The organism is Providencia sp. 2.29, from assembly GCF_015832305.1.
Taxonomy (GTDB): domain Bacteria; phylum Pseudomonadota; class Gammaproteobacteria; order Enterobacterales; family Enterobacteriaceae; genus Providencia; species Providencia stuartii.
In genome coordinates, this window is the sequence record NZ_CP065420.1 from 2858208 (window position 1) to 2884892 (window position 26685).

38 protein-coding genes and 3 tRNA genes are annotated in these 26685 nt (G+C 39.2%); 15 read left to right on the forward strand and 26 right to left on the reverse strand.

Annotated elements, in window-relative coordinates:
* Window positions 1-833 precede the first annotated feature (833 nt).
* The 10 genes from I3B46_RS13270 to I3B46_RS13315 form a co-directional block, all read right to left on the reverse strand.
* The gene (locus tag I3B46_RS13270; RefSeq protein WP_418055106.1) at window positions 834-1217 is read right to left on the reverse strand and encodes a lysis protein; all 384 of its coding nucleotides are present in this window, start codon (window positions 1215-1217) and stop codon (window positions 834-836) included.
* Between the two features lie 65 nt (window positions 1218-1282).
* Entirely contained in the window at window positions 1283-1699 is a 417-nt protein-coding gene (locus I3B46_RS13275; protein ID WP_196993009.1) for a structural protein, read from the reverse strand.
* Window positions 1692-2051 carry a phage holin family protein gene (locus I3B46_RS13280; RefSeq protein ID WP_231405856.1) on the reverse strand — a complete coding sequence of 120 codons (360 nt, stop codon included), beginning with the start codon at window positions 2049-2051 and terminating at the stop codon, window positions 1692-1694. The genes I3B46_RS13275 and I3B46_RS13280 overlap by 8 nt, the downstream gene beginning before the upstream one ends.
* A gap of 145 nt (window positions 2052-2196) precedes the next feature.
* A complete protein-coding gene (locus tag I3B46_RS13285) occupies window positions 2197-2619 on the reverse strand; it encodes a hypothetical protein (RefSeq protein WP_196993010.1) in 423 nt (140 codons plus the stop codon).
* A 20-nt stretch (window positions 2620-2639) separates the two neighbouring features.
* Entirely contained in the window at window positions 2640-3548 is a 909-nt protein-coding gene (locus I3B46_RS13290) for a hypothetical protein (protein ID WP_196993011.1), read from the reverse strand.
* Window positions 3549-3843: 295 nt separating this feature from the next.
* Window positions 3844-4890 carry a DNA-methyltransferase gene (locus tag I3B46_RS13295; RefSeq protein ID WP_196993012.1) on the reverse strand — a complete coding sequence of 349 codons (1047 nt, stop codon included), beginning with the start codon at window positions 4888-4890 and terminating at the stop codon, window positions 3844-3846.
* 143 nt (window positions 4891-5033) lie between these two features.
* A complete protein-coding gene (locus I3B46_RS13300; protein WP_196993013.1) occupies window positions 5034-5228 on the reverse strand; it encodes a TrmB family transcriptional regulator in 195 nt (64 codons plus the stop codon).
* A gap of 164 nt (window positions 5229-5392) precedes the next feature.
* Entirely contained in the window at window positions 5393-5923 is a 531-nt protein-coding gene (locus I3B46_RS13305) for an antiterminator Q family protein (RefSeq protein WP_196993014.1), read from the reverse strand.
* On the reverse strand, window positions 5911-6225 hold the full coding sequence (locus I3B46_RS13310) for a Ref family recombination enhancement nuclease (RefSeq protein WP_196993015.1): 315 nt from the start codon (window positions 6223-6225) through the stop codon (window positions 5911-5913). Before I3B46_RS13310 ends, I3B46_RS13305 begins: the two co-directional genes overlap by 13 nt.
* An 11-nt stretch (window positions 6226-6236) precedes the next feature.
* Window positions 6237-6830 carry a DUF1367 family protein gene (locus I3B46_RS13315; protein ID WP_196993016.1) on the reverse strand — a complete coding sequence of 198 codons (594 nt, stop codon included), beginning with the start codon at window positions 6828-6830 and terminating at the stop codon, window positions 6237-6239.
* A gap of 142 nt (window positions 6831-6972) precedes the next feature.
* Here I3B46_RS13315 and I3B46_RS13320 point away from each other — a divergent pair, with 142 nt between their 5' ends.
* Window positions 6973-8475: a ParB N-terminal domain-containing protein gene (locus I3B46_RS13320; RefSeq protein WP_196993017.1), complete on the forward strand. Its 1503-nt coding sequence runs from the start codon at window positions 6973-6975 to the stop codon at window positions 8473-8475.
* Window positions 8476-8569: 94 nt separating this feature from the next.
* The gene (locus I3B46_RS13325; protein ID WP_196993018.1) at window positions 8570-9415 is read left to right on the forward strand and encodes a DNA adenine methylase; all 846 of its coding nucleotides are present in this window, start codon (window positions 8570-8572) and stop codon (window positions 9413-9415) included.
* A gap of 62 nt (window positions 9416-9477) precedes the next feature.
* On the opposite strand, the gene I3B46_RS13330 is transcribed toward I3B46_RS13325, so the two are convergent.
* From I3B46_RS13330 to I3B46_RS13370, 9 genes are all read right to left on the reverse strand, one after another.
* On the reverse strand, window positions 9478-9816 hold the full coding sequence (locus I3B46_RS13330; RefSeq protein ID WP_196993019.1) for a hypothetical protein: 339 nt from the start codon (window positions 9814-9816) through the stop codon (window positions 9478-9480).
* Window positions 9817-9843: 27 nt separating this feature from the next.
* Window positions 9844-10014 (reverse strand): hypothetical protein, encoded by a 171-nt coding sequence (locus tag I3B46_RS13335; RefSeq protein WP_165119672.1) that lies wholly within the window; start codon window positions 10012-10014, stop codon window positions 9844-9846.
* Window positions 10015-10127: 113 nt separating this feature from the next.
* Window positions 10128-10364 (reverse strand): hypothetical protein, encoded by a 237-nt coding sequence (locus I3B46_RS13340; RefSeq protein ID WP_196993020.1) that lies wholly within the window; start codon window positions 10362-10364, stop codon window positions 10128-10130.
* Window positions 10365-10557: 193 nt separating this feature from the next.
* Entirely contained in the window at window positions 10558-11928 is a 1371-nt protein-coding gene (locus I3B46_RS13345) for a replicative DNA helicase (RefSeq protein ID WP_175442490.1), read from the reverse strand.
* Window positions 11925-12515 (reverse strand): ATP-binding protein, encoded by a 591-nt coding sequence (locus I3B46_RS13350; protein WP_196993021.1) that lies wholly within the window; start codon window positions 12513-12515, stop codon window positions 11925-11927. The genes I3B46_RS13345 and I3B46_RS13350 overlap by 4 nt, the downstream gene beginning before the upstream one ends.
* Window positions 12508-13317: a helix-turn-helix domain-containing protein gene (locus tag I3B46_RS13355; RefSeq protein ID WP_196993022.1), complete on the reverse strand. Its 810-nt coding sequence runs from the start codon at window positions 13315-13317 to the stop codon at window positions 12508-12510. The genes I3B46_RS13350 and I3B46_RS13355 overlap by 8 nt, the downstream gene beginning before the upstream one ends.
* Window position 13318: 1 nt before the next feature.
* The gene (locus tag I3B46_RS13360; protein WP_150375411.1) at window positions 13319-13543 is read right to left on the reverse strand and encodes a hypothetical protein; all 225 of its coding nucleotides are present in this window, start codon (window positions 13541-13543) and stop codon (window positions 13319-13321) included.
* Window positions 13544-13560: 17 nt separating this feature from the next.
* Window positions 13561-14016, reverse strand: coding sequence for a toxin YdaT family protein (locus I3B46_RS13365; protein ID WP_014658120.1), 456 nt, complete (start codon window positions 14014-14016; stop codon window positions 13561-13563).
* Window positions 14017-14062: 46 nt separating this feature from the next.
* Window positions 14063-14311, reverse strand: coding sequence for a helix-turn-helix domain-containing protein (locus tag I3B46_RS13370; RefSeq protein WP_196993023.1), 249 nt, complete (start codon window positions 14309-14311; stop codon window positions 14063-14065).
* Window positions 14312-14416: 105 nt separating this feature from the next.
* On the opposite strand from I3B46_RS13370, the gene I3B46_RS13375 reads away from it, so the two are divergent.
* From I3B46_RS13375 to I3B46_RS13435, 13 genes are all read left to right on the forward strand, one after another.
* The gene (locus tag I3B46_RS13375; RefSeq protein WP_196993024.1) at window positions 14417-15169 is read left to right on the forward strand and encodes a LexA family transcriptional regulator; all 753 of its coding nucleotides are present in this window, start codon (window positions 14417-14419) and stop codon (window positions 15167-15169) included.
* Window positions 15170-15522: 353 nt separating this feature from the next.
* The gene (locus I3B46_RS22450; protein WP_196993025.1) at window positions 15523-15699 is read left to right on the forward strand and encodes a hypothetical protein; all 177 of its coding nucleotides are present in this window, start codon (window positions 15523-15525) and stop codon (window positions 15697-15699) included.
* A gap of 95 nt (window positions 15700-15794) precedes the next feature.
* Window positions 15795-16127: a hypothetical protein gene (locus I3B46_RS13385; protein ID WP_196993026.1), complete on the forward strand. Its 333-nt coding sequence runs from the start codon at window positions 15795-15797 to the stop codon at window positions 16125-16127.
* A gap of 12 nt (window positions 16128-16139) precedes the next feature.
* Entirely contained in the window at window positions 16140-18155 is a 2016-nt protein-coding gene (locus I3B46_RS13390; protein WP_196993027.1) for a hypothetical protein, read from the forward strand.
* A complete protein-coding gene (locus I3B46_RS13395) occupies window positions 18155-18655 on the forward strand; it encodes a siphovirus Gp157 family protein (protein WP_196993028.1) in 501 nt (166 codons plus the stop codon). The genes I3B46_RS13390 and I3B46_RS13395 overlap by 1 nt, the downstream gene beginning before the upstream one ends.
* Before the next feature lie 45 nt (window positions 18656-18700).
* The gene (locus tag I3B46_RS13400; RefSeq protein WP_196993029.1) at window positions 18701-18880 is read left to right on the forward strand and encodes a hypothetical protein; all 180 of its coding nucleotides are present in this window, start codon (window positions 18701-18703) and stop codon (window positions 18878-18880) included.
* A gap of 25 nt (window positions 18881-18905) precedes the next feature.
* Entirely contained in the window at window positions 18906-19136 is a 231-nt protein-coding gene (locus tag I3B46_RS13405; protein ID WP_196993030.1) for a hypothetical protein, read from the forward strand.
* Complete coding sequence (locus I3B46_RS13410) at window positions 19133-19726, forward strand: HNH endonuclease signature motif containing protein (RefSeq protein WP_196993031.1); 594 nt, start codon at window positions 19133-19135, stop codon at window positions 19724-19726. Before I3B46_RS13405 ends, I3B46_RS13410 begins: the two co-directional genes overlap by 4 nt.
* Window positions 19720-19890, forward strand: a complete 171-nt coding sequence (locus I3B46_RS13415) for a hypothetical protein (RefSeq protein WP_196993032.1) — start codon at window positions 19720-19722, stop codon at window positions 19888-19890. The genes I3B46_RS13410 and I3B46_RS13415 overlap by 7 nt, the downstream gene beginning before the upstream one ends.
* A complete protein-coding gene (locus I3B46_RS22455; protein WP_196993033.1) occupies window positions 19890-20060 on the forward strand; it encodes a hypothetical protein in 171 nt (56 codons plus the stop codon). Before I3B46_RS13415 ends, I3B46_RS22455 begins: the two co-directional genes overlap by 1 nt.
* 73 nt (window positions 20061-20133) lie before the next feature.
* Window positions 20134-20319 carry a hypothetical protein gene (locus I3B46_RS13425; RefSeq protein WP_014658109.1) on the forward strand — a complete coding sequence of 62 codons (186 nt, stop codon included), beginning with the start codon at window positions 20134-20136 and terminating at the stop codon, window positions 20317-20319.
* Complete coding sequence (locus tag I3B46_RS13430) at window positions 20303-20521, forward strand: DUF4224 domain-containing protein (protein ID WP_196993034.1); 219 nt, start codon at window positions 20303-20305, stop codon at window positions 20519-20521. The genes I3B46_RS13425 and I3B46_RS13430 overlap by 17 nt, the downstream gene beginning before the upstream one ends.
* Window positions 20521-21534: a tyrosine-type recombinase/integrase gene (locus I3B46_RS13435; RefSeq protein ID WP_196993035.1), complete on the forward strand. Its 1014-nt coding sequence runs from the start codon at window positions 20521-20523 to the stop codon at window positions 21532-21534. The genes I3B46_RS13430 and I3B46_RS13435 overlap by 1 nt, the downstream gene beginning before the upstream one ends.
* 145 nt (window positions 21535-21679) lie before the next feature.
* Here the strand turns inward: I3B46_RS13435 and I3B46_RS13440 are convergent.
* The 7 genes from I3B46_RS13440 to pepT all read right to left on the reverse strand — a co-directional run bounded on the left by I3B46_RS13440 (window position 21680) and on the right by pepT (window position 26658).
* Window positions 21680-21766: transfer RNA gene (locus tag I3B46_RS13440), tRNA-Leu, on the reverse strand.
* 7 nt (window positions 21767-21773) lie between these two features.
* A tRNA-Cys gene (locus I3B46_RS13445) sits at window positions 21774-21847 on the reverse strand.
* A 25-nt stretch (window positions 21848-21872) separates the two neighbouring features.
* A tRNA-Gly gene (locus tag I3B46_RS13450) sits at window positions 21873-21948 on the reverse strand.
* Between the two features lie 164 nt (window positions 21949-22112).
* On the reverse strand, window positions 22113-22661 hold the full coding sequence (gene pgsA, locus I3B46_RS13455) for a CDP-diacylglycerol--glycerol-3-phosphate 3-phosphatidyltransferase (protein ID WP_014658106.1): 549 nt from the start codon (window positions 22659-22661) through the stop codon (window positions 22113-22115).
* Window positions 22662-22718: 57 nt separating this feature from the next.
* The gene (gene uvrC, locus I3B46_RS13460; protein ID WP_004918794.1) at window positions 22719-24551 is read right to left on the reverse strand and encodes an excinuclease ABC subunit UvrC; all 1833 of its coding nucleotides are present in this window, start codon (window positions 24549-24551) and stop codon (window positions 22719-22721) included.
* On the reverse strand, window positions 24518-25204 hold the full coding sequence (locus I3B46_RS13465) for a LuxR C-terminal-related transcriptional regulator (RefSeq protein ID WP_163762064.1): 687 nt from the start codon (window positions 25202-25204) through the stop codon (window positions 24518-24520). The genes uvrC and I3B46_RS13465 overlap by 34 nt, the downstream gene beginning before the upstream one ends.
* 221 nt (window positions 25205-25425) lie before the next feature.
* On the reverse strand, window positions 25426-26658 hold the full coding sequence (pepT, locus tag I3B46_RS13470) for a peptidase T (RefSeq protein ID WP_072502186.1): 1233 nt from the start codon (window positions 26656-26658) through the stop codon (window positions 25426-25428).
* Window positions 26659-26685 lie beyond the last annotated feature (27 nt).

Here is a 26685-nt window from a genome sequence, read left to right on the forward strand (position 1 = left end):
CTAGGAGGTCTTTTTTTGTATTGAAAAATGTAACCTACGTGATGACTCACCAAATGACTATTTAGATTGCAATCCATTGCTCTTGCTACTTATTACAAACTTTGAATAAAAGTAACTTTCTTTTAACTTTACTTTCGTAACATCACGTTAATAGGGGTATGGTTATTACATCGCTAAGTTATTACCCTCGAATATATTCCTATGAACCATCCCTTTTAAGCCCCAGCATCGGGGCTATTTTTTTGTCATTAAAAAGCCCCGCTATTGCGAGGCTCGTTGTTTTCGTTTGGCGATCCAGCCAATGCGGAATATCACAAAGGGGATTGTTAAGTTGAGAACTGATAACCTTAATCCAACTGTCGGGCTAAAATCAGGACAGTACGCAAGGTGAAATAATGCATAAAACCTAGAATCATTTTTCCTAGTCGTGTACCAAAGCTCTTTATCTATTCCAATGCTCAAATAAAGTCGCTTGACGAAAATGCATTTATCCATTTCCAACCTTCCGTTGTTATACGATTCTTGAGGTGTACAAAAAAACAACGTACCACGTTAAATCAATAAGTTAAAATAGGCACTCATATAGATGCTCATATAGGGGAAGCAGTCCCATCGATAACCTTAACTTAGGAGATTTACATGGTACGAATTACTGAATTATTAATTAAGCTCGTTGCTGCAACTGGCATGTATTTATTCTTGCGAGAATCAACCCCAGAACACGCCATCGCTCTAGCCGTTGCCATTCTTAAAGCCTAACCTATCCGCTTCAATTTCCCGTATTGCTTTCTTGGCTATCTCTAAATGAGCACCTTTAATCAGTTCAGAGTAGGTCATTGTAAACACTCCGTTCTAATGTAATCTTGCAAGCCAAGTATCATTTGCTTGGACTCTGCAATGCGCTCTCTGAGTAACCAATAATTTCCGATAGCGGAGTCAGTAGGTCTGGCGGTTGCTCCATCATCCAAGCCGGAGGTTGAATTGGTTTCGCCCTTCGGACAATTGGCTCTGATGTACACCCGCTCAGGATTACGCTCAGCAGCAATACGCAACCGGTCAATTTCAGCTTTTGCATTTGTGAGTTCCGTTGTGTGTTTGGTGTCGAGTTCGTGAAGGGAGTTAATGCGCTTTTCATAGTCTGCTGTAATAGCTATTTGAGCCGACAACTCACTCTTTAATGACTTATTTTCACTTGTTAGTTTCTGATTTTCAGTCATTGTCCAATTAAGTAAACCAACCAAAATCATTACACCAACCAATGTAAATACTTGCATTTTCCAGTTCACAACAAGCTCCACGCTTTTTCGAACGTAGCCTCATCATATGGTTGATAACCTAGCTCAACACTGACAATTGCCGTTGCTAATGCAATGCCTGTTTTCTTATCGCTAGTATTGATGTGATCATTGATTCCGACACCGATAGAAGTAGCCGCACGATTAATGTAACCAGCAGTGTTATTTTCAATGGGTGGGGCATATTTGTTAATAATTGCTGCTACAGAATTCAGTCCATATTTACGCTGGTAGGTTTGCAGTAACTTATAGATAGCTCGAATACCGTACTCAGCAGATTGAAAACGACAGAAACGAGATTCAATATTTGGGTCGTGCGGCAATTGCCCCTGCCATTTATTCGCTGGATTATAGTCAATATTGCCTGGGTTATTGTTACGTTCGCCACGTGCTGGTCTAGTCATTTTTTACTCCAAAACGATTTTTAATAATCTGAACAATGCCTTCGCATAATGCATACAGTTTTTTAGTGCCGAGAAAACCAATCATGACACCGCAAAATTCAGCCAAGACTGACCACGCTTCGGCATCACCGCTTCGAGAAAGCCACCAGTCAATTAGCCTAATTGTTCCCACGCTGAGTAAGCCGCACATAATGGCCTCACCTAGTGACTGCTTCCAATGAGAGCCCTCTCGACGTTCGCGAATGTAAGCAATGGCGGTTGCAAATGAAAAACCACCGAGGAGTGGGAGAATGTTTTGCAGCCAGCGCAGTAGTTGCTCCCACCATTCAATTTTATCTGGCATACGTTTCATACCCACCCCCTTACCGGAGGAATTTAGTTAATAGAAAGCCACCAGCAGGTAGCCGGATTTAGATTAATGAATTCAGTTGGAATTTAGACAATAAAAAAGGCCACCGAAGTGGCCTTAAATTAAATGGTAACAAAACATCAATAGGTCAAATATTTTTTAAAACCAACCAAAAACGCCAACCAATATCACCAAGCATCAATATAGAACTTAAAAATACAAATAGTGATAGATAAGCACTAATAAATAAAGAACTAAGAGGAGAAATAACAGTCCAACACCCTATCGCAAGAGATAACGCATACCAAATTGATACTATAAAAATTTTCTTTAGTAAAACTTGATAGTGCCCCGATATTTGCATGTTCTTTAGTAGTCTGTTTCCAGATACAGAAGCCAATATAGATAGACCAGCGATCAGAAATCCTAATAATGTTGCTGATACCTGAGCAGCTACACTAGCAGCGGCTCTGATTGCGGCGGAATCAAGCTCATTAAACCAGCCAAAATACCATGCTGATATAGTTAAGATACATGAACAAATTAAGCAGATTTTAATAAAATGTTTCATGTATCTATCCCTAATTATGTTTATTCATCACTATAGTTCGCATCAATATGATGCTGTTTTTGATCTTTTACATCTCGGATTGCACTATAAATATCTTCAGGTTTTATAATTCCACCTAACTGTACAGGAACATGAATTTTTCCTGCTATTCTTTCTGCTAATAAATCAATGGGTTCCGACTCACCAGAAACTTTTACTTTTAGTTTTTTAGTATACTCTGAACTAATCAATTTTTTTATCTTAGTTTTGGTTTTATTCAAAAGCCCTTTATCTTTAGCTGTTACAGCTATTTTAGCAGTAAACTTATTGCCACCAACACCATTTAATATTTCAAATGAATCTTGCGTCCATGTATCATTAGGATTCGGTTTATATTTCTTTCCTAAAGGTCTCATTACTGAGAATTCAACACTTTTTATAAGCCCTTTATTAAAAATTACATCTAAAGATTCCCTCGTTAAAATATCATCAAAACTTATAGTTTCAGATTCACCGTTCAAAAAGGTTAAATACCGCCCAAGAACAGATATCACAGCACCTTCACGACAACATTGAAATCCCATCAATTCTGATGTTCTTTCTTTAAATAAAATAAAATGATTTTTTTCTATAAATTCTTTATCACCATCTAATTCTAAATATTCTTCATCAAGATTAGACTTACTTCCCACAGCAGGTTTATCCAATCTAAATCTGACTAGATATCCACTTATCGAATCACCATTTAATGACGTGATTAACCCTCTTATTTGATAAGCGGTATCTCCTGCCGCCATAATAGGCATTGTGTTCTTTTTAGAAGTCTTTTTTTTAGTCGCCGCCTTAGGGCAGTATTTTAATAAATCATTAAAAATACTGCCTGCCGCTCCGTCAGCCCCATACCGAGGAGTATAAAATCGAACAGTAAATGTTTTCGTCCTTAATGTCATAAGCATCTCACTGATTAATTAATTTAATAGAAACTAATTTCAGTTAAATTGAATGCAGCAGGAAATACAACTTATGGATGAATAAATAGTGATCAACATCAACTTATTATATATAACGACAAAATATAACTATCTGAATACGTTATAAACATTAAGTTAATGCTAATATATCTCGATAAAAAAATCAACAAAAATACTGTACATAAACACAGCCCAGACTGGATAAGGGAAAGATAAGAAACAAAAAACAAGCATACTATTAGCTTCAAAAAATAAAAACCTCACGAATAGTATTTTATTTAAACAGTAATTCTATCTCTGATTTAGTTTGCTCAAACCGTTCCGTTTCTAACTCAACACCTATCACGCGACGATTGAGTTTTAAGGCTGCTTTTACTGTTGCCCCCGATCCCATAAAGAAATCAGCAACTACATCACCTTCACGGCTACTGCTATTGATAATGTGTTCCATCATCGCTGAGGGCTTCTCACACGGGTGCTTGCCGGGGTAATACTGAACAGGTGGGTATACCCAAACATCGGTATAAGGAACATCTACTGTCACAGTAAACGGACGCCTTAATAGTTGGTATTGCTGAGATAACTCATGATATTCACGATTTAGTAGCTTTTGTTCACTAACTAAATCAGCGTGCTGGCGGCTTAATGGATTGTCGCTGAACTGTTTTACCGCTACTTGGTTAAATAGCTCTTGTAGCTTCAAGTAGTCTGATTCGTTTGGTAATTGCCATTGACTATAGCCAAACCAATGAGAAGCCATTTGCTTTCCAGTGGCCTGATGTATTTCCTTTGCCGTTATGCCTAATGAATCTCTTGCTTGCTTAAAATATTCAATCAATGGCCTCAGCGTGTTTTCTTTCAACTCTCTGCGTCGCTGAAGATAACCACTGCTTTTACCCTTGTAAGGGCTTTGATAGTGCTCAGCAAAAATAATACGTTCTGTCGCAGGAAAATAACTTCTTAGGCTTTCTTTGTTTTGTCGCCGCCATGGTCCCGATGGTTTAGCCCAGATAATATGGTTAAGCACATCGAGCCGCTCCCGCACTAATAATTCCGTATCAGCAGCCAGCTTTGAACCACAAAACATATATAAGCTACCGTTTGGCTTCAGAACGCGCCAAAATTCCGCAAGCATTTCATCAAGCCACGATAAATATGCAGTGACGTTTTCCCACTGATTATCCCAATTACATGACTTAACCTGAAAATAAGGTGGGTCAGTTGCAATTAAATCAATACAGTTGTCTGGAAGTGTTTTTATGTAGCTGAGTGAGTCATCATTGACCAAACTGACACTGTTTAAATTTACAGTATTTTTCATAGATCAGGGAAACCTTTTTTGATAAGCTTCACCATGCTTTGTGCACATAAGCGGTGGGCTTTAGTTTGTCCGTGATCTAGCGGAACGGGCGAATGACTGTAAGAGTGCTACCAACACTTTTACAGTCGCCCATTTTCACAGTTTTAGATATTTTGATATGTTCTTTCTTTGACGTTTTCTTTGATAAGTCCAGCCATTGAAAGCTGTGTCAGTATTAACTGACAACAAGAATTTGTTAGTTCAGTAAATTGAGAAACTTCACCGACTGTCGCAGGTTCACCTGTAACCGCATTTAAAACAAGCTTTGCCTCTTCTGTCATACCATTATGTTTTAACATGATATTTTATACCTTTGGTCGTTTATTGGTCGTGAATACACATGTAACTCTGAACAAAGGTGACAGCAAGCTTTACTTGCTTTTAAAAGTAAAAAACCCAGCGTATTGGCTGGGTTAGTTGGTGAAGTTACTAAAATGGCAACTTACCTTAAAATAGTGGCTCATTAGTTCAAAGAAGTCAACACGTTTTTGCTATTTCGCTTCAATATTGCCTCTTTCTCTCTATTTTTAAATGCATCCACCAGCGGTTGGTACAATAAATACTCAGCGGCTTTTAATATTTCATCCACCTCGCGCCGGCATGTAGACATTGATGGTATCCTTTCTCTAGGTAATCCATTCCTACGTGTCATAACTCGACGCTCATAGTTTTGATGGCGACATCTAGCTATCGACCTATCTGAGGCGCAGTACACATACCGGCTAATTAGCATCTTAAAAGCTTCTGTATCGAGATCATAAATTAGATTGACCACACTATTAATTAACAGCCCATCATCATCGTTGCACATTGGCCTATCTGGATAATCCCTACGTTCTACAGTAGCCATAAATTGAGCAATCATACTACTTTGCCGCTTTTCTAAGCGCCCGCTATAAACCCAGGCTCCGAATAACGATAACCAATTTTGTAGCCAAACCTCACGGTCTTTGTCTAATGCCAGACCATCAGAAATACTTTTTATACTCGACATGAGCGCAGCTCCATAACTTCTCTTTTTGTTTGCTCGAGTAACTCGACCTCGGTACCATGAATTTTTTGCCACGTTTTAGGCGCCGCATGAAAACCAGTATCATAGCTAGCGCGGTGGTGAGGTGGGCATAATGGCAATACATCTTTATGGCTAGCTCGTTGAGCCATACCCTGCCCCGTTCTTACATGATGGATTTCCGCGGGGCTTGCTCCATACCCCATATTTCGACAGCAAATACAGCCAAGTTCTGCTACATCTGATAGCCACTGTTTATCTTCTTTGGTCTTTGATTTTTTAGTCATTGGTCTTGCCTCTAGGTAAAATCTAATAACTGAGCCGCCGCATTTTCAGCAGCTTCTTGGGTGGGAAATTTACGGAATAAAATGAAGTTCCAAAGCACATCGAGTGTGGCTTTGTATAGTTCGCCAAAAGCTAAATCGTCCATTTTGGCGAAGCTAATTGATTTGGCTACACGGCGTAGGCTGCCGTCTGGCATTTCGAACGTTTCATAATGGCCAGATTGTTCGACCACCCAATAGCGAAAAGCATCAAAGGATTTGGTTGCTGAAATATTGTGAGCGCGTTTCTGTGCTATCTCATCGAGATAAACATCAGCAGCAGATTGGAGGGCATCGTCGTTATCGGTGTAGTAAGCGAGGAATTTGACGTACCCACGAACGAGTTCTTTTTCTTCAGGCGAAACTGTACCGCCGGTTGGTTCCCAGTATTCATATCCGAGGTTAAGTAATGCGAAGTATTTGCGATGGAAGCGAGGGTTACGTGCCTTCTTAAACTCAGCATAAAGCACATCGCCGCACTTGATTTTTGAATGTAGAAAATCTCTCGCAGCGGGATTAGCCGGTACAAGAGTGTCGTTAGACATTTTGATAAAGCTATGCTGTGCCATACTTTTTCTCTCAGTAGACACAGCAAGTGTTTTAGGATTGGGTGTTCAGACCAATAAAGATTATAGCATATTTATCCTGAATGAAAAACAATGTATCATAAGCTAAATTTATATTTTTACTCTACTTAAGGAATAAATAGAGATGAGCGAGAGAAAAACAATAAAAGTAAATAAATTACTTTTAGATATTAATAATCCTAGATTTCCTGATTCCGCAGATAACCAGAGAGATGCGATCTCTAAAATGTTAGAGATTCAATCCGAAAAAATCATTAATCTTGCGAAAGATATTGCAAGTAAAGGTCTAGACCCTACTGAAAACATTCTTGTCCTAAAAAATGATGAGACACCTAATTTTTATACAGTAATGGAAGGAAATCGCAGAATTACCGCATTAAAACTATTATTGGAACCTGAACTATCGCCAAATGATAGGTTCAAGAAAATTTTTGAAAAAATAAGACTCACAGTAAAAACAGATATAGTTAATATTGAGAATTGTGTAGTTTTTGATGATGACTCTTATAATCATTGGGTAAATATAAAGCATACAGGACAAAATAACGGTGTTGGACGAGTTGAGTGGACTGCTCCAGAGAAAGCAAGATATCTTAATAGAAATGGGAAGTTATCTTTTGGTTATCAAATACTTGAAAGTATACAAATTAACTTTGATGAAAAAACGAAAGATAAGTGTAAAAAACATCTAAAAATAACTAATATAAGTCGTTTATTTGATGATCCTCAGGTACGTAATATTATGAATATAGAGGTTATTGATGGATATTTGTATTGTAAACAACCTCACTCTCGGTTTATAGAACAATTACGTAGGATTATTGACTCCATGATAGAGGAGGATGATAGCGGAAAAGCACTGTTTACAGTAAATCGAATTAGGAGTAAAGCTGATAGATCAGATTTTATTATTGATGTGGGTATTTCCAATAGCTCATATTTGCAGCCTAAGCCATGGAGAATAATGGATGAAGCAAATAAAGATAACGCTCACGAAAAAACAGAGAATAATACCGATAATCCAAAATCAGGAAAAGAGTCTTCAGCACTTACACCGTCCTCATTTGAACCTATAGTGACACAGTCTGATAATTCAAATAGTAATCCAACAGATAATCCCAACGAAGCTGACTCAAATCTAGATGATAAAGATTTTAAAATTACCCGCCCTCCTAAATCGAATAGAAATAATCTAATACCTTCTAATGTTAAATTTAATTTTGGCAGCCATAAGAAATGCTCAAGAATTTTTAATGAGCTAAAACGAAATCTTTCATTCGATGAAGCTCCTATATCAATTTCAATAATGCTCAGAATTTTCATAGATTTATCTGTTACTATTTTTTGTGAAGAAAATAAACTTTCTAGTGAATTTAAGAAAGATAATAAAGGAACAAGAGAGCCTGGTTTACATGATAAAGTAGTACTTTGTGCTAGTTATCTACAAAAAAATAAACAGTTAACTGGTTATGAAGCAACTGCTGTTAAGGCCGCGTCAAGTCAAATAACTAAAGCTAGCGGTTCATTACAGCAGTATGTCCACAACCCTAGTTTTTTACCAACAAAAGAAGTTGTAAATACTGAATGGGATAATTTTCAACGCCTTTTAGAGGAAATTTGGAAGTAACCACCACAAGATCAATAAGATGCTAAGCTAGACATCTTATTGATCTTGCAATACAATTAGGCTGTTAATAAATTTCACGAAATGGATGGTTTAAATGTTCTACACTCCGCTACGTTATCCTGGGGGAAAGGGTAAACTATCTTATTATATTAAATCATTAATTGATGAAAACTCACTCAATGACGGTTCTTATATTGAGCCTTATGCAGGTGGAGCCGGGGTCGCTTTAGAACTTCTCCTGCAAGAATATGTTAGACATATTCACATAAATGATATTGATATTGCTATTTATAGCTTTTGGGACTCTATCCTTAATAATACTGAAAATTTCAGTAAACTCGTCCATGATGCAAAAATTAATATTGAAAATTGGGAAAAACAGAAAGACGTTTTATTAAACACCGATAAATATTCCACATTGGAAATTGGTTTTGCAACATTTTTTTTGAACAGAACTAATCGTTCAGGAATATTAAAAGCTGGTGTTATCGGAGGGAAATCACAGTCAGGAAAATGGAAATTAGATGTTAGATTTAATAAAAATGAACTACTAAAAAGAATAGAAAAAATCGCTAATTATTCATCTAGAATTCATATATATAATCTAGATACCATAGATTTGTTAAAATCTTTACCTGTACAATCACCTGAAAAAACACTACTTTATCTTGACCCTCCATACTATATTAAAGGCCAAGGCTTATACCGTAATTTTTATGACCATGATGATCATGTAGCAGTCATGAATGCACTGGCCAGTACTAATTATCCATACTGGATTGTATCTTATGATAATCATGAGGAAATAAAAAATATCTATAATAAATTCAGAGTTAAAGAGTATGATTTACAATATACAGCACATGAAAAAAAGACTGGGGGAGAAGTGATGATATTCTCTAATAATATAAAGATCCCCGAAATCCGTCTCGGGAAATAAAATATATAATAAGCAGAATGCAACTCATTACCTGCTTATTATATTATTAAATAATATTTTTATTAAATAATTAACTTCAGATCATGCCAGCCCTTTGTGATCCAACACTCTGCACTACCACTAAGACAACATTTATCCACCGGTAGTTGTTCATTACATTTTTTACAACGCCGTTTATTTAGTTCTGCAACCAAAGATATAACTGAACGGTCATCAATTCTAATCAACATAGAAAGATATTCACCTATATCGTAGGGATCTCTTCCTGGTCTACGTAATGCGCAATTTCTTTGAAGCATTTCTAACTCTTGCTCATCAAGAAATAACTCTATTTTAGTAACACCTGATTCCTTTTGACGCTTACGCTGTTCGGCTTTGCGTTCTGCTGCAGTTTTTGCCATTGGTCTTGCCTCTTCATATCAACTCGGTTAATGCACTGAGCAATAACGCTCAATAGATAACTCATCTACTCTAGCGCCACCTAGATTTGCCCAAAATGCTATTGTTGAAAGTACATCTTTTTCGCTTGTTGCGACAAAAAGAGTTATGAAAGACGTTTGGTTCCATAAACCACTTGCTTTATAAACCGACTTTTTCATTTTTACCCCAACTAACTACATTTAATAACCTTATGACTAAACGGCCTTATATCCGCTGTAAAGCTTGTAGTTATATGATGGGAACGATTTTATTTTTTCCAAGTGTGTGCGCTTTATACCTTCATCACCTCACGCCAATAATTTAACCTATCTCTAAAAAATTCCCGATGTACCTCATGTGCTTTCTCAATTTCCACCAGCACGCGCTCCCTGTAGATTTTGCGATTTTTCAATTGCCGAATTAGCCGGCTAGCCAATAAATCAAGCTGTTCCAGTTCGCGATACTTTTCTGGCCACAAAGCACGGTTATGAGGAAGTCCATCAGGCAAGTAACTTGATTGCGCTGACATGACTACCTCTTTTGTGGTTTTAACTCAGGTTGATATGGAGCCTTAGTTCTCGCTCGTGCAGCTGCGTGAAGGCGATCGATATGACATTGCGAATAGTCGCAACCATCATCAGGAAAAATAGGTTTGTTATCACGCACGAGTGATTCGTGTGTGATGGGGTCTTTGATTATCATGGTCTGCCTCTTTTGGTCTTTTAAAACGCTTTCTCTGCATAGCGGCGAGTTTTACCGCCCTGCGATTGCTGTTGCATTCTGGACACTTCCGCTGCAGTAATTTGGTCGGTTGGCAGGTAGTGGCCGTTCTTGAATTCTTGGTAAATCGTACCCGTTTCACCGTGGCGGTTTTTATCTACGATAACCTCAGCATAATTTTTCGCGGGGCTATTCGGGTTATAAACCACATCACGATAGGTGAATAAAATATAATCGGCATCTTGTTCTAAGCTACCAGAGTCGCGCAAATCAGCAGCTACCGGTCGACGTTGGTTTAACGGTCGCTTATCTACATCTCGTGATAGCTGGCTCAAAGCAATAGTCGGAGTATGCAATCTCTTAGCAAGCCCTTTTAGCCCAGCTGAAATTGCTGCTATAGCGAGGTCGTTACGCTCTGCTTTTGGCTTTTTAATTAAACCTAAATAATCGACAAAAACGCCTTTTAAATTCGGGTGTTTCCGTTTATGGTTTTCGCTAATCGCGCATATTTGCTCAACCGTTAAATTGTTTGCATCGATGATGTGAATATCTCGACCTACTAAATGTCTTAGCCCTGACTCTAATCTCGCCCAATCCTCATCATATAATTTCCCTTTTCTCAGAGTTGATACAGATAATTGAGATGAGCCGGCGATCATACGCTCTGCAATTTGCTGATTCGCCATTTCCATAGAAAACAACAACGCTCCGCCACCATCACGAGTCATACCCTCAATCATGGTTAGCGCTAATTCAGTCTTACCCATTCCTGGTCTACCGCCGATCAACACCAAGTCAGTCGGGTTGAAGCCCCCTATTTTTTCATCTAAGGCCTCTATACCTGTATTGATCATACCGCTAACATCTTCACCTAAATTTCTGTGCTCGAGGACTTCAACACATCCCTCAATGAGGGTATCTAGATGAACGGGTAACAAATTTTGATTACCTGTGGTCAGTTGGCTCATTTGATTGGCAAATTGACTAATGAATTCTTCGGCTTGTTCGTGATTACTCGCTTCTGTGATTGCAGTTTGATACTTGCTTATCAGCTGCACGGCTTGGCGCACACGAAAGTAACTGTGTACTTTTGAAGCGTAACCTTTTAAATTTGCTTTCCAAACTGGCGAATTTGCAAGCTCAAGTAGGTTAGCTAAATCACCTTTATCCCCGAGTGAGTCAGCAATAAAAAACGGATCTATTAGCGAGCTAGTTAATGCCTGTTTTTTGATTTCCTGATAAACACGGCGGTAATAACATGAACTAAACGCCTCCTCAGGTAATGTGGCTAATACTTCATAAGCATCTTGAGAGGCTCCACCGGCTAAAAAACCACTGATCACCGCACCTTCAAGGTCTCGTTCATTCATCATGAGTGATTACCTCTACGATAAGTGGGCCAATTGAACGTTAGCACCGTACCACCTTGTAATAATCGATCTACTGCACGTTCACCAAGCATTTCAGAAAGCTCATCCATCGGTAAATTACTCACCAGAATCGTCGGTAATAAATCCTCATAGCGATTATTAATGACTTCAAACAAAATATTACGCTCAGAGTCAGTACCGTACTGAACGCCAATCTCATCGATGATCAATAAATCCTGTTCACAATATTTTGCTAAGACATCCAATTCGCTAAATTCAGAATGGCTATCCCACGCTCTGCGAAATGCACGGATGATCCTTGCCGCTGTGGTGATAAATACGGATTGCTGATATTCCTCAACCACTGCTCGCGCTATCGATACCGCTAAATGCGTTTTGCCTGTGCCTGGTGTTCCACATAGCAACAAACCCTCGCCTGCATTTTTACGATCTTCCCATGTCGCAACGTATTGCTTGCACACAGTGAGGTTATGTTTAACCGGCTGTGTAGCTGTCTTGAATGTCTCAAAAGATGCGTTAGCAAAGCGTGGGGGAATGTTTACGCTAACCAATAAATCTTGCTCAGACATTTTCACCTCCAACAAGCCAGTGTGGATCATGAGATTCATAGTGTTTGTCTGCAAATCCAGTGTGTGAATTTGGCTTGCTAGAATTTGCCAAAGCTTTCTCAGGAAATAGTCCCTGCCAACCATTTGCAATTGAATTGCAAATCACAGCGTCGGCATCAGAACACTTCGCTAATTTTTTTGCTTGCTGCTTGCACATGGTTTCGGTCAGCGGTTTTTTAATCTCCTTGCGGAAATTAATCCAATCTAACCAAACTTCGTCACTCACATTTTCTGGTTTAGCTGACAATGGATCGAATTTTACTTTTTTCTCTCCCTTTTCCCCTTTTGGGGTAAGGGGGAATTTATTAGGTTCTATGATAGGTTCATTGACTGGTTCAAAAGAGTGACTGGTTCTGGTGCCATCTGACGGCATAGGGGGTCTGTCATCTGACGGCATAGCTATGCTTTTTGGTGGCATAGGGCTATCACCACCTGATATAGCTATGTTTTTTGGCGGCACAGGGGCTATGCTTTCTGATGACACAGGGGTAGTTAAATCTAAATAGTAAATATTTGATGTATTACCTTTACCATTATTAACCCCTAATCGATTTTCTTTTACCAAGAAACCCATGTCGATTAAAGCCTCAATATGACTACGTACTGCACTTTTACTGCATTCGCAATGATCAGCGATATGTTGATATGAAGGCCAACATTCCCCTTTATCATTCGCATTATCAGCTAGTTTGATAAGTACCAGTTTTCGCAACGGATTCCCCACCCGAATTGACATGGCTTTAGCCATTAAGGTCATGCTCACTTCACACCCCCAGCGCTTTGGCAATGTCACGACACGCGTTTTGGTACTGCTCAGGTGTGAGCTTTTCTAAAAGCAGCTTCCGCTTTTGTTGTTCGTACTGCTCCCAAACGCTCAGAGCAGCTGCTCGTCTACCTTCGAAAACATCTTCGACTTTCTCTCTATCAGCCGGTTTTCCGTTCAACAAAAAACCATTGCGATATGTGATTTTCTCAATTGTTCTTAGCATTGGTCTTGCCTCTTGAATTAGTGCATGCTTGTCGGGCGTGATATTGCATTAAGTGCGTTAATGGCATTATTTATTCGATGTGACATGTCACGCCCCTCTAATAAAATTTCACTGATCGCATCAGCAAAAAGTTGTATCGCCACTGACGTTAAATAATTTTTCGTGTCGCCACGTACTCGAGCTAACCTCGAAGCCGGTAACGCGATTTGTATCGCCGGCATTAACTCAGCTATCTTTCGCATCGATGCCGCAGAATCTCCTCGTAACCACCGAAAAATTTGCTGTCGGTTGTTATTTATTGCTTTCCAATCTGCCCTGCCCTGTTCGTCTTCAATCACATGTAACCTGCTTTGTGATTTGTCTCTGATGATCTGTAAGTACGCACGACTGATTTCAATCGCTACGTGTTCTTGTCCTTGTTCTGAGGCCCAGCTCTCAACCTCGGAACGAACAATATCGATATCAAAATTCATCTACTCGCGTCTCCTGTCGCAAAATTGATTAAGCGTAATCAGTTTTTTAATTTGAAACTTGTAATACTAGATGCTCACTTGGGAGGCCATCGTGAGGGTTCGGGTAGTCGATTGGATTTAAATCATGCGGGGTCACTAACCAGTTAGTTTTTGACGCCCATTCAATTGCCTTGCGTCCTTTAGGAACATAATTACCAGCAATAACTTGACTAATATAACCTTGGGTAACACCTACCAATTGAGCAAAGTCCGACTGGCTAATTTTTTGTTGTTTCAAATACAAATGTAATTTCATTCTTCACCTCCTATGTTCTGGTGAATAAATATTAGCAATGCTAATTCAATAGATCAATAGCAGTGCTATTAGAAAAATATTAGTAATACAAATAAACTAACATCTATGAACAGAAAAATTTCAGATTCAGATAAGATTGCCGCCCAGAACCTTCGTCGTATCTGGGAAGCAAAAAGAGAGTCTCTCGGCTTAACCCAAGAAAAAGCTGCGGAGTCGTTAGGCTTTACTACTCAAGGAGCTGTCAGTCAATATCTGAATGGTCGAACAGCGTTAAACACTGATACAACTTTAAAATTTGCATCGCTCCTACAAGTAGATCCTGAAGATATAAAGCCTGAATTAAAAATTTTATTAGATTTTGTTCGTTCAACGAAAAAAGAAAATACCGCTGAGCAATCGCAGTTATCCACTCGCAGTGAGCACAATACTTTGAAGCTAATGGATATATACGCCAAAGCTGGTCCTAGTGGCTTTATAAACAATGATTTTCCCGACACAATCAAATCTATTGAATTCTCACCTGAAAAAGTTTTTGAGCTATTTGGTAGAAAAAGTTTAAAAGGTATTGAGATGATTAATATCAGTGGTGATAGTATGTCACCTGCTATTAATCCTAGAGATGTCGTGTTTGTAGATACGCACAATGAGTTTTTTGATGGTGATGGCGTTTACGTTTTTAGCTTTGAAAATTCATTGTTTATTAAAAGATTACAGAGAGTCAAAGGCAGAAAATTAGCCGTAAAATCCGATAATTCGGCCTATGAAACTTTCTATATCGAAGAATCAGAAATGCATGACCTACGAATAATTGGCAAAGTAATAAAATCCCTTCCTATCAAAATGATTGATTTTGCTTAGAAAAAACAACTAGTTAAGAAAGCTGCTAATTATAGTGGCTTTTTTTGTATTTAAAATATTAGCAATGCTATTGACACAAAAAATAGCATTGCTAATATACATAACACCAAGACACAACACAGCAAGTGTTCAGGTAAGTGTTCAAACCAGATTTATTTTTGCCGTTATGTCGGAGGAGAACCAAAGCTCTCACCGCGACCTTTCATGGTTACCACGGCGTAACGGCAATTTTTTAGCAGTACCAGGGAAAACTTTTAGACCAAAGCTAGGCAAGACCATCGACCACGATCGAGGCAAGAACTGACCTGACTGCTCGGAAAGACGGGCAACATCATAAATGACAGGAGACAATTATGTGTGTAGCTAAGAATGAAATGAAGAATATTAAATTAGACAGAATTATTGCGTTATTTGAAGCATTTCCAGAAACAGTATTCAACTGTTGTGCCGACAATAAAATTGCAACTCTTGAGTTTGATGAAGACGTAAAAAAACCCACCGAAGTGGGCTATTTTACCCAGAATCGCTGACCAAAGCTATCTGGAGTTCTACTAGCGCGACCAAACGCTAGAAGAGGCAAGACCAATGATAAATCACTGATCACCGTTATTTTAAAGGAGCTGCTATGAAAGCACAACCTAAAACCTTAAGTGTTACGTTATATATCCACGCACAAAAGCAATTTGACGGTTCATATCGATACCGCCCTTCTACATTCAAATATGATATTGATTCTGGCTTAGGCTTTGTTGTATCTGAATGCAACGTTGAGATCCAATTCCAAGAGCTTACAACTAAGCAATTGGTCACTGCCGAGATTGAATCATTACGTTCAGAGCAAAACAAAATACTTGCTGATGCGCAGGTAAAATCCAGTTTACTGGAAGACCAGATCCAAATGCTGCTCTGTGTAGAAGGCAAACCAATTTCAAAAATCGACGAAGAAATTCCTTACTAAGAGGCAAGACCAATGAAAACTTTTATCTGTGTATTCGAGCCGACTATCGACGCTCGGACGAACGGTGCTGTACCTTTAACAATCGCTTTCAATGCAGCTAATGCCAAAATTGCTGCTGCAACGGCGATGATCAAACTATCTGAAGAATATCCTGATTCAATGGATAACTTTAATATCGATGAGCCGATTATTTGTGAAGATGCACTCGGATCTCCTCGCCCTGCTCTCGATAAGTTCGACGAGAAGTTTGCGCTTGAAAATGAATTCGATGGTGAAAAATGGGTACCTGTTCAATATGAAGATTTTAACAAAATAAATGTCGTTATTCGTATCGCTGCTATTTTGTTATTCAATAAAACGCAATTCACCCGTTCTGATGTCAGTAAAGCGGTAAGCTTTGTTAACGAAAGCAAAGAGCAACCTAAAATTCGCAATATCGCAGAAGGTTTAGGAAAAATAAAACAGCTAGATTCGATGGATGCAGAGCAAACATATGAAATTGCTAATGCTGTTTTTGAGTTTGCTGATGATGATATTTCCGTTATTGATGCGATCGGGTTAGGTAACAATTGGTTAATTGAAGAGCCCAAATCAGAAGTTGAAACGGCACATGAAGAACAGGTGATAAAACGCGATTACGCGATGCTTGATACTGAAATCGCGCTCGCACTGTTAAGTAATGTTGATATCGATGACGTGAAAGGTTCTGATGTTCGCAGAGCTAAAGAACTGATCAGCAACGATGACAACGCATGGAAACGCTGGTCAATGAGTTTGCGTATCTATCCCGACATTCTCGACATTCCTCGTGAGAAAATTTTTTCACTCATCACAGAAGCTCGCGAACGAACTGAATTACTAAGTGATGCAAATGCACGTAAAGCGTTTATTGATTCGAAACTCGGTACCAATCAACCCAAAGTAACAGCACTCGGTAACGGCCGTTTTTCAGTTGATAACTTAGTTAATAAACCTGCTAACGATGAACAATCATCAACAGTAATCGAAGAAAAACCACCTGTTATTGAAGAAAAGCCAAAACGCACGCGCAAGAAAAAAGAGCCTGTTAATGTTGAAGAAAGTACGGCTACCGAAGCCGTTGTTGAACCAACTAAAGAGCCTACATCGGTTGTAATACCAATAATTGAAATGACGGCACCACAAGATGATTTCGAACAACGCGCGGCAGTCATTGATGATGTGCTAAAGGATAATAACGATCATCTTAATATCTGGAAACGGGTACAGCGTACTGATCCACGTTTTACCAAACCTTTAGAAGGTATGGGATTCATAGGTACTAGTATCAACGGAACCTATATGATCATGCGTGCAACGGAGATATTTGGTCCTATTGGTTCTGGCTGGAACTATGAAGTTATTGAAGAGAAATTAATAGACGGTAAACCCCTTACCGAACCAGTTCTTGATGAACGCAATAAACAGGTTGCAACACGATTCCTACGAAACGGAGATGGCTCATTATTTTGTGAGAAAAACCATTCCGTAAAAATCAAATTCTGGTACATAACGCCAAATGGCACACGTGCAGAATTCGAAAGCTATGGCGCCACACCATACCTATATCAAACACAGTATGGTCTTAAAACTGATAGCGAAGTGATTAAAAAATCACTCACTGATGCAATCAAAAAAGCACTATCAATGCTCGGCTTTAGCTCTGATGTGTTTATGGGTATGCACGATAACCCTGAATATGTTGCAAGCAATAAGCTCGAGTACGAAATCAAAGCGGCGACGGATAACGCTGAAGATGTGACTCGCGTTCGTAAAGAGCTAGACGATAAATTTACTAAGCATACAGAAACCATGCGCAGCGCTGTTACACAAAATGAATTACGCGGTATTGCATCTACCCTTACTCGTGAAATATCAACACACATTAAGTTAGCACAAGATCGCGGTGACAAAGAGTACGCAAAATATTTATCAGGCAGGTTACGTCGATTAAATGAAATTGAAAAAGAGTGTATAGATCTACTTAAACAGAAAGAAGAGGCAATCTAATGACCAAGACTACTGCTATTGCACTTGCTGCAAGCTATGAAAAGCTACAGCAGCTTGTTGAAGTTGGTAATTTTTCCCCTGAAGAAATCGCTGACACATTAGAAGGTATTGAGGGCGAGCTAGGCGATAAGTTAGATGCAATCATGGTTCATGTTCGCAATATTGAAGGGCAAGCAAAAACACTAGAGGAAGAATCTAAGCGCTTATCTGAACGTAAAAAATCATTCGAAAATCAGGCTAAAAACTTAAAAAAATATGCTTTAACCTGCTTGTTGGCAGCGGGGTTAGACAATCTAAAAACCCTTAAAAATACGTTTACTGCACGTAAAGGATCAACCTCTGTTGTCATTGATAACGAGGATTTACTTCCTAATGACTTGGTTCAAGTTCAAGTGGTAACTACACCGGACAAAAAAGCCATTAAAGAAGCAATTGAAAAAGGCAAAAAAGTGGCTGGCGCACATCTCGAAATCGGTGAGCGTACTTTGCAAGTTCGTTAATAGCTTTTAGCGCTCAGAAATGGGCGCATTATAGGAAATAATATTATGGCCATGAAATTAGAAATCATCATCAACCACGACAAAGACAGTAATAAATCAAGCATCGAATGGTCCACAGCGTCAACGGAAGATGTCACAAAACAAGAGCGTCAAATGCTGTCACAGGTACAAAAAGCATTATTACTACAGCTAAACGCGCCAACCAGTTCAACAGTTTTACACTAGTGTGACATGTCACGGAGTATTGATTATGAAGAATAATTTAGAAGATTTGCACAACCATTTATTCGCTCAGCTTGAAAGGCTCTCTGATGAAGACCTTAAAGGAGACGAATTGAAGCATGAAATCAATAGAGCTAAGGCTGTTACTGAGGTTGCTGCTTCAATTGTTGAAAATGGCAAGTTGGCCATCGCAGTAAAACGTATGACTGATGAAGGTCGAATTCGGGATACACCTAAATATCTGGAAGTAAAAAAATGACCCGCTTTATTCATACTGATGCTATGTGTGATTGGATGCGTCAAAACTATTTACTGCCATTAGATAAATTAACATTGGCTTTCAATAAAGAATTTAATTGCTCACGATCTAAGGATGCAATGAATAGTTTTAGAAAGCGACTAAAGCTTAAAACAGGCAGATCTGGCGCGTTTCCAAAAGGTCACATTCCAGTAAACAAAGGTAAAAAAGGTTTAACCACTGCAAATTCAAGATCATTTAAAAAGAACAATATACCTCATAATTACCAACCTATTGGTACCGAGGTTATTACTACTGATGGATACATCAAAGTCAAAATAGCGCATCCTAGAACATGGAAACATAAACATATTCTAGTATGGGAAAAACATAATGGTCCTGTCCCTAAAGGACATGTTATTAAGTTTATCGATTGCAATCCTCTGAATTGTGATATTGAAAACTTAATGAGCATTACAAAATCTGAACACGGCGTTATTAATCGTTTCTATGCCAACGCCCCAGAAGAATATAAAGATGCAGTTTTGCAGTTGGCAAGACTGAAGATTGCAATTAGAAGCAAAGAAACCAAGAGGCAAGACCAATGCTAAGACACCAACATCAAAAAGACCAAGAAGTAAAAATCACCCTACCCGATGGATCGTACGGTTTTATTTCAACGGACAGACGCTGCACAGTTTCTTATGACTTCCCTGCGTATATCAAAATTGAAATTCAACCTACGGCCGTGCAGCAACAGAGGGGTAAACAATAATGTTTGGTTTATTCCTGATGATTTGCAGCGCTATTAATTGTGAATTTGAACCCTATGGCTATATCTACCCTGATGAGATCAACTGTTTAGTAGATAGAGAATTGTTAGTTAGTGAAGGTAAGGTTGCTGAATGCTATCCCGTCGAGGCTATTATCCGAGCCAATAATTGATTAAGCGTAATCAGTTTTATTTTTTATTTCTAACTAGCATGGTGTTTTCTCAACGACCAAACGAGTTAACACCATGCAATTACAACCTTGGAAACCCGAAGAGCAGTTATTAACGGATTTCGATATTAAATTAGGCAGATTGGCAGCAAGCGTTAAAAACAAGCAATTAACCGAAGCGGATATAAAACGCGCTTGTGATACCGCTGATTTACTAATTTTATTGATGATGAGGCAAGACCAAAATGAAAAGCGATCATGACATTATCACTCATGAGGAAATGATTGAATTAACAGGTTATCAGCGACCATCCCAACAATGCAAAGCTTTAGAACATGCGGGTATTTTCTTTATTAAGCGCCCTGATGGTCACCCTAGAACAACATGGGGACACTTTCAAAACCCGTTATCTAAGCGGTCGCAAGCACAAACTCAAGAAGAACCAAATTTCGGGGCTATGTAATGTCAAGAACAAGAAAGAACCCCGAAGATAATTGCTATCCAAAACGTGTTTATAGAGGGCGTTCAGCCTTTGAATTCAAGCCTATAAATGGTGGTACTGTAAGATTATGTTCACTTGAAAGTAGTGTCGCCGAAGTTTGGGCACACTATGAAAAGTATATTAACGATGAAAAAAATACAGATAACTTTAATTCTCTTGTTGAGCAATTTTTAAAATCTGCTGATTTCATCGAATTATCACAAGAAACACAAAAGGACTATCACAAATATTCAAATAAAGTATTACCTGTATTTGGGAAAATGAATCCAAACAACATTAAGCCGGAACATATCCGTAAATATATGGATAGGCGGGGTTTAAAAAGCCGAATTCAGGCCAATAGAGAAAAAACGTTTATGTCTCGTGTATTCCGTTGGGGTTATGAACGAGGAATGGTAAAGCTAAATCCATGCCAAGGTGTTAAGCAATTCAAAGAAAAAGCGAGAGAACGTTACATCACAGATAGAGAATATGACGCGTTATACCAATCTGCGCCATTATTAGTACAAGTTGCTATGGAACTCGCTTATTTGTGTTGCGCTCGGCAGCAAGACGTTTTATCACTAAAAAAAGATCAGCTCATGGAAGCGGGTATTTATATTAAGCAAGGAAAAACTGGTAAGAGTCAAATTAAAGGCTGGTCTGATAGGTTGAGAGCGGTTATCACAATGGCAACTGGCCTTCCCCTTGATGATGGTGTATCCAGTTTATTTATTGTTCATCAACAAAATGGCCGCGCCTATACACGTGATGGATTTAATAGTCGATGGAGAAAAGCAAAAGAACAAGCAGCCATTAATAATCCTGAACTATCTTTTGACTTTACCTTTCATGATTTGAAAGCTAAAGGGATCTCTGACCTCGATGGCACATTGCAAGAGAAGCAAAAAATATCAGGACATAAGAATATAGGGCAAACGGCTCGATATGATAGAAAAGTAGAAATTGTACCCGTGGTAGGTAATCAGAAATAATGCATAAAAATTCTGAGTGTGAAATTTATATTCTGAAAGGATATTCTGAAAGTATTATGAAGTGTGATTTAGAGCACAAAAAAAGCGACCTTAAAGGTCGCTCTTTTCTTTCCCTAACCCGTTGTTATTCAACGGGGTTTTTATTTGGTGCCCAGGGCGGGACTTGAACCCGCACAGCCTAAAGGCCGAGGGATTTTAAATCCCTTGTGTCTACCGATTTCACCACCTGGGCTGAATTTTGGAGGCGCGTCCCGGAGTCGAACCGAGCTACACGGATTTGCAATCCGGTGCATAACCGCTTTGCTAACGCGCCTTCTTCTCAATCTCTTACTGAGATTTGGAGCGGGAAACGAGACTCGAACTCGCGACCCCGACCTTGGCAAGGTCGTGCTCTACCAACTGAGCTATTCCCGCCTTTCAGCTTTCGCTTTTCAAACTGGCTGATTTACTTATTTTTTTTCGTAAACCTCGTTGCCGTTCGATGCGTTGCATTCTACTGATTTCACATTTTGAGTCAACACAAATATTTAAAAAAATCACTCAAAACCGTTCGTTCGCTGTTTTTTCAATCATTTCGATCAAGCTTCGCTCAAATCTGACCATGCTGCCTTCAAATATTGATACATTGACCAGAACGTTAAGATAGCTGCAACATACAATAATGCGATAGCAAGATTCTCAATAAGCAAATTTGGACGCCACAATAACCCAACTAAAGAGATCATTTGGGCTGTTGTCTTAAATTTACCAATCCATGACACGGCAACACTACTTCTTTTGCCTATCTCAGCCATCCATTCTCTTAACGAAGAAATAATAATTTCACGAGCGATCATCGTCGCGGCGGGTAAAGTGACATACCAAACATCAAAACTTTCCGTAACAAGCACTAATGCTGTTGCCACCATCACCTTATCGGCAACAGGATCTAGGAATGCCCCAAACTTGGTTGTTTGCTTCCATAACCTTGCTAAATAGCCATCAAACCAATCTGTTACTGCCGCAATAACGAAAATTAATGCGCAAACAAAAGGCCCCCAACTGACTGGTAAATAAAAAGCCAGCACAAAAAACGGTATCAGAATGACTCGGAACAGGGTCAACCACGTAGGAATATTTAATTTCATCATGCTCAGTAACTTTTTGACCAAATTGGATTTAATAAGTATGGTGCCTTAAGACACCTACTGTTTCAATGCATTATAAATCTTTTCTGCCAACGCGTATGAGATCGAGGGCACTTTTGCTATCTCTTCTATACTTGCATTTTTCAGCGGCTGTAAGCCCCCCATATATTTTAGTAGCATTTGACGACGTTTGGGTCCTACACCTTCAATAGATTCGAGCGCGCTGGTATTTTTAACCTTTGCTCTACGCTGGCGGTGGCCTGTAATCGCATGATTATGTGATTCGTCTCGTATATGTTGGATCACATGCAGTGCAGGTGAATCAGGCGGCAACGCAACCCCTTCCCCTTCTGGCTTAAAGAATAGCGTCTCTAACCCTGCTTTACGGTCACTCCCTTTTGCAACCCCAATTAACAATGGTCGATTTTTATCCCAATCCACATCCAGAGAATTAAACACATCTTTTGCTTGGCCTAATTGCCCTTTCCCCCCATCAATAAAAATAATGTCAGGCACTTTACTCTCATCAATATGCTTGCCATAGCGGCGAGTAAGAACCTGATGCATCGCAGCATAATCGTCACCTGGGGTGATCCCCGTAATGTTATAGCGCCGATATTCCGACTTCACTGGACCATTTTTATCGAAAACAACACAAGATGCGACGGTTTGTTCCCCCATCGTATGGGAAATATCAAAGCACTCCATTCGAGCGATTGAATCCAACCCAACTGTTTTCGCTAGTGATGACATCCGTTGATGGATTGTGGACTGCTGTGCAAGCTTGGTTAATAACGCGGTTGATGCATTCGTCCGTGCCAGTTTCAGATAACGCGCCCTTGCACCACGAGGTTGAGTTTGAATTTGAATTTTACGCCCAGCGATATGCGATAGTGAGTCAGCCAGCAATGTTTTCTCAGGTAACGCAAAATCTAACAGGATCTCTCCGGGCAATGTTCGATTTTCACTTCCTTGTAAATAGAACTGCCCAAGAAAAGTTTGCACCACTTCTTCAAGTAATGTGTCAGCCGGTATTTTAGGATAATAACTCCGGCTTCCTAACACTTTCCCCTGCCGTATAAACAACACATGAATACAAGCAAGCCCTGCCTCGAATGCTACACCAATCACATCAAGGTCATCGCTATCACCAGAAACAAATTGTTGCTCTGTTACCGCCCTCACCGCTTGAATTTGATCGCGAAACCGTGCCGCTTCTTCAAAACGTAACGCTTGACTGGCCTTTTCCATCCGTTCAATCAAGCCAGTTAATACTTGCTGGTCTTTACCTGTTAAAAATAAACGAACGTAATTAACTTGTTGTTCATACTCTTCATCGCTCACTAATCCCTTAACACAAGGGCCTAAACAACGCCCGATTTGGTATTGTAGGCACGGCCTTGAACGATTTTTGTAGACGCTATCTTCACATTGTCGGATAGGAAATAGCTTTTGCATCAAAGCCAATGTTTCCCTTACTGCATAAGAGTTAGGAAATGGCCCAAAATATTCACCTTTCGCATGCTTAGCACCACGGTGCATCGATAATCTTGGATGCGTTTCTTTACTCAGAAAGATATAAGGATAGGATTTGTCATCACGCAGTAAGACGTTATAGCGAGGCTGATAAAGCTTGATATAGTTGTGTTCGAGTAATAGCGCCTCTGTTTCTGTGTGTGTAACCGTGACGTCAATGGAGGCGATATTTTTCACTAACTGTTCAGTTTTTCGGCTGCTGACGTTAGTACGGAAATAACTGGAAAGTCGTTTTTTTAAATCTTTTGCTTTACCGACATAAATAACCGTTCCCCCAGCATCATACATTCGATAGACGCCGGGTTGGTTGGTCACTGTCTTTAAGAAAGCTTTTGGTTCAAACTGTTCTGACACCCTAATAAACCCTGTTTGGCTACAATTAACCCATAGCTAATGGCAATATGGGTTAATTCTACATCACTACGGATATTAAGTTTACCAAACATTCGATATCGATAGGTATTTACTGTTTTAGGGCTTAAATTTAGCACCTGTGCTATCTGTTTTGTGGGGATCCCTTGGGTGATAAGCAACATGATTTCTAACTCACGCGTTGACAATAACTCATAGAGATCGGTCTGTTCATGCTGATTAATACGTTTTAAAGCAATAGATTGCGCAATGTCTGGTGAGATAATTTTGCTGCGCGCATTGACCACCTGTATAGCTTCTAAGAATTCATTTACTTCAATTTTGGCACTTAGTATACCTTGGATCCCAAGATCGAGCGCTTTGAGTAAGAATGAATAATGAGCGTGGATATTATAAATAATAATACCAACATCAGGCTGTGTTCGTCTTAGCGTTTGTAGCGCCTTTAATGATTCAAATTGGCAGTTATCGTTATTAATTAAGATAATGCTGGCTTTTTGTTGCCGATTCCAGGAGATGGCTTGTTCGATTAAAGGAAATGAAGCCACAATATGACATCGTTTGTGTCGGCTAAAAATAGCATCAAGCCCACGAATTAATATATTATTATTATCAATAATTATAATATTAATCATCTTTCTCTCTATATTTTATGACGACTCACCCATATAAACCTCCATAAATAGCAATTTTACAAAATAAAATATAGTCTTTTCGTTTCGTGATTAACTGATTGCTTTATTATTCTACGAATCAATACATGCTAAAAATAACGTCAAAAAAGCGATATCCTTTTAAAATAAAATAGCCATGCAAATACATGGCTATGACATTATTATAAATAGAAACTAATTGGTTATTTCTGACCGACTAAACGGCAGATACTCTCTGATACCAAATAGCTTTTCTCAAACGAGCTGAGAGGCAAGAATTCAAATCGCGAGTGGAAATTTAATGCACCTGTAAAGTAATTCGGCGTTAAAACCCCTCGAGCAGAGAGTGCAGAACCATCTGTGCCCCCTCGCATAGGGATCACTTTAGGCTCAACATTTTGAATTTTTAATGCTTCAAAAATTAAATCGATAGCCGTACGGTCATCACCGAGCGAATCACTGATATTGCTGTACACATCTTCGATTTTAAAATCAATTTTTGCTCTCGGATGGCGCGCTCGGATCAATTCAATCGCTTCACCGATATAACGTTTACGAGCTTCATAGCTGTTTCGGTCAAAATCGCGGATCGCCATTTTGATTTTTGCATTATCGGGATTTGCGACTAAATCAGTCACATAGAAATAACCTTCGCGCTGCTCGGTATGTTCAGGAGTATCAAAACGGTCAAAACAGCCGATAAAATCATGTGCGACACGAATAGGATTCAATAGTACATTTTTTGCCGACATAGGATGAGCCGTCACCCCTTTAATTGTCACCTCAATTGACGCTGCATTAAAGGTTTCATACACCACTTCCCCGAGGTCACAACAGTCAATGGTGTAGGCAAAATCTACTTTGAAGCGAGATAGGTCCATGATTTTTGAGCCACGTAACCCTATTTCTTCATCAGGAACAAAGGCAATATAGATATCACCGCAATCAAAATCTGCCTGTTGCAGCTTATCCATTAACTCCATAACCACGGTAACCGCGGCCTTGTTGTCCGCACCGAGTACGCTCGTTCCGTCACTAAAGATAATCTCTTCACCGATATAAGGGGCCGCTTCTGGGTGCTCTGACGCTTTAAACCAAATATCTTCTTGGGCATTCAAACACAGATCTTTGCCTTCATATTTAAGTGTTTGAGGCTTAATAACTGGCGATAGACCAACATCGACTGTATCTAAATGGGTGACAAAACCGATTTTAGGTGCTGAAGGTTTATTGCCCGGACGTACAGCATAAAGAATTGCATGTTCATCGATATAAATCTCTTTTAGGCCATAACTTTCTAGCTCTTTTGCCAGCAATTTCGCTAAATCACGTTGCCCTTCTGTACTCGGCACAACCGTTGCCGCTGCATCACTTTGACTTTCGATTGCAAGATAGCGAAAAAAACGTTGTTCGAGCTGTTTACCTAATTTATTCATTTTTCTTGTTCCTTTTACTCAATCCAA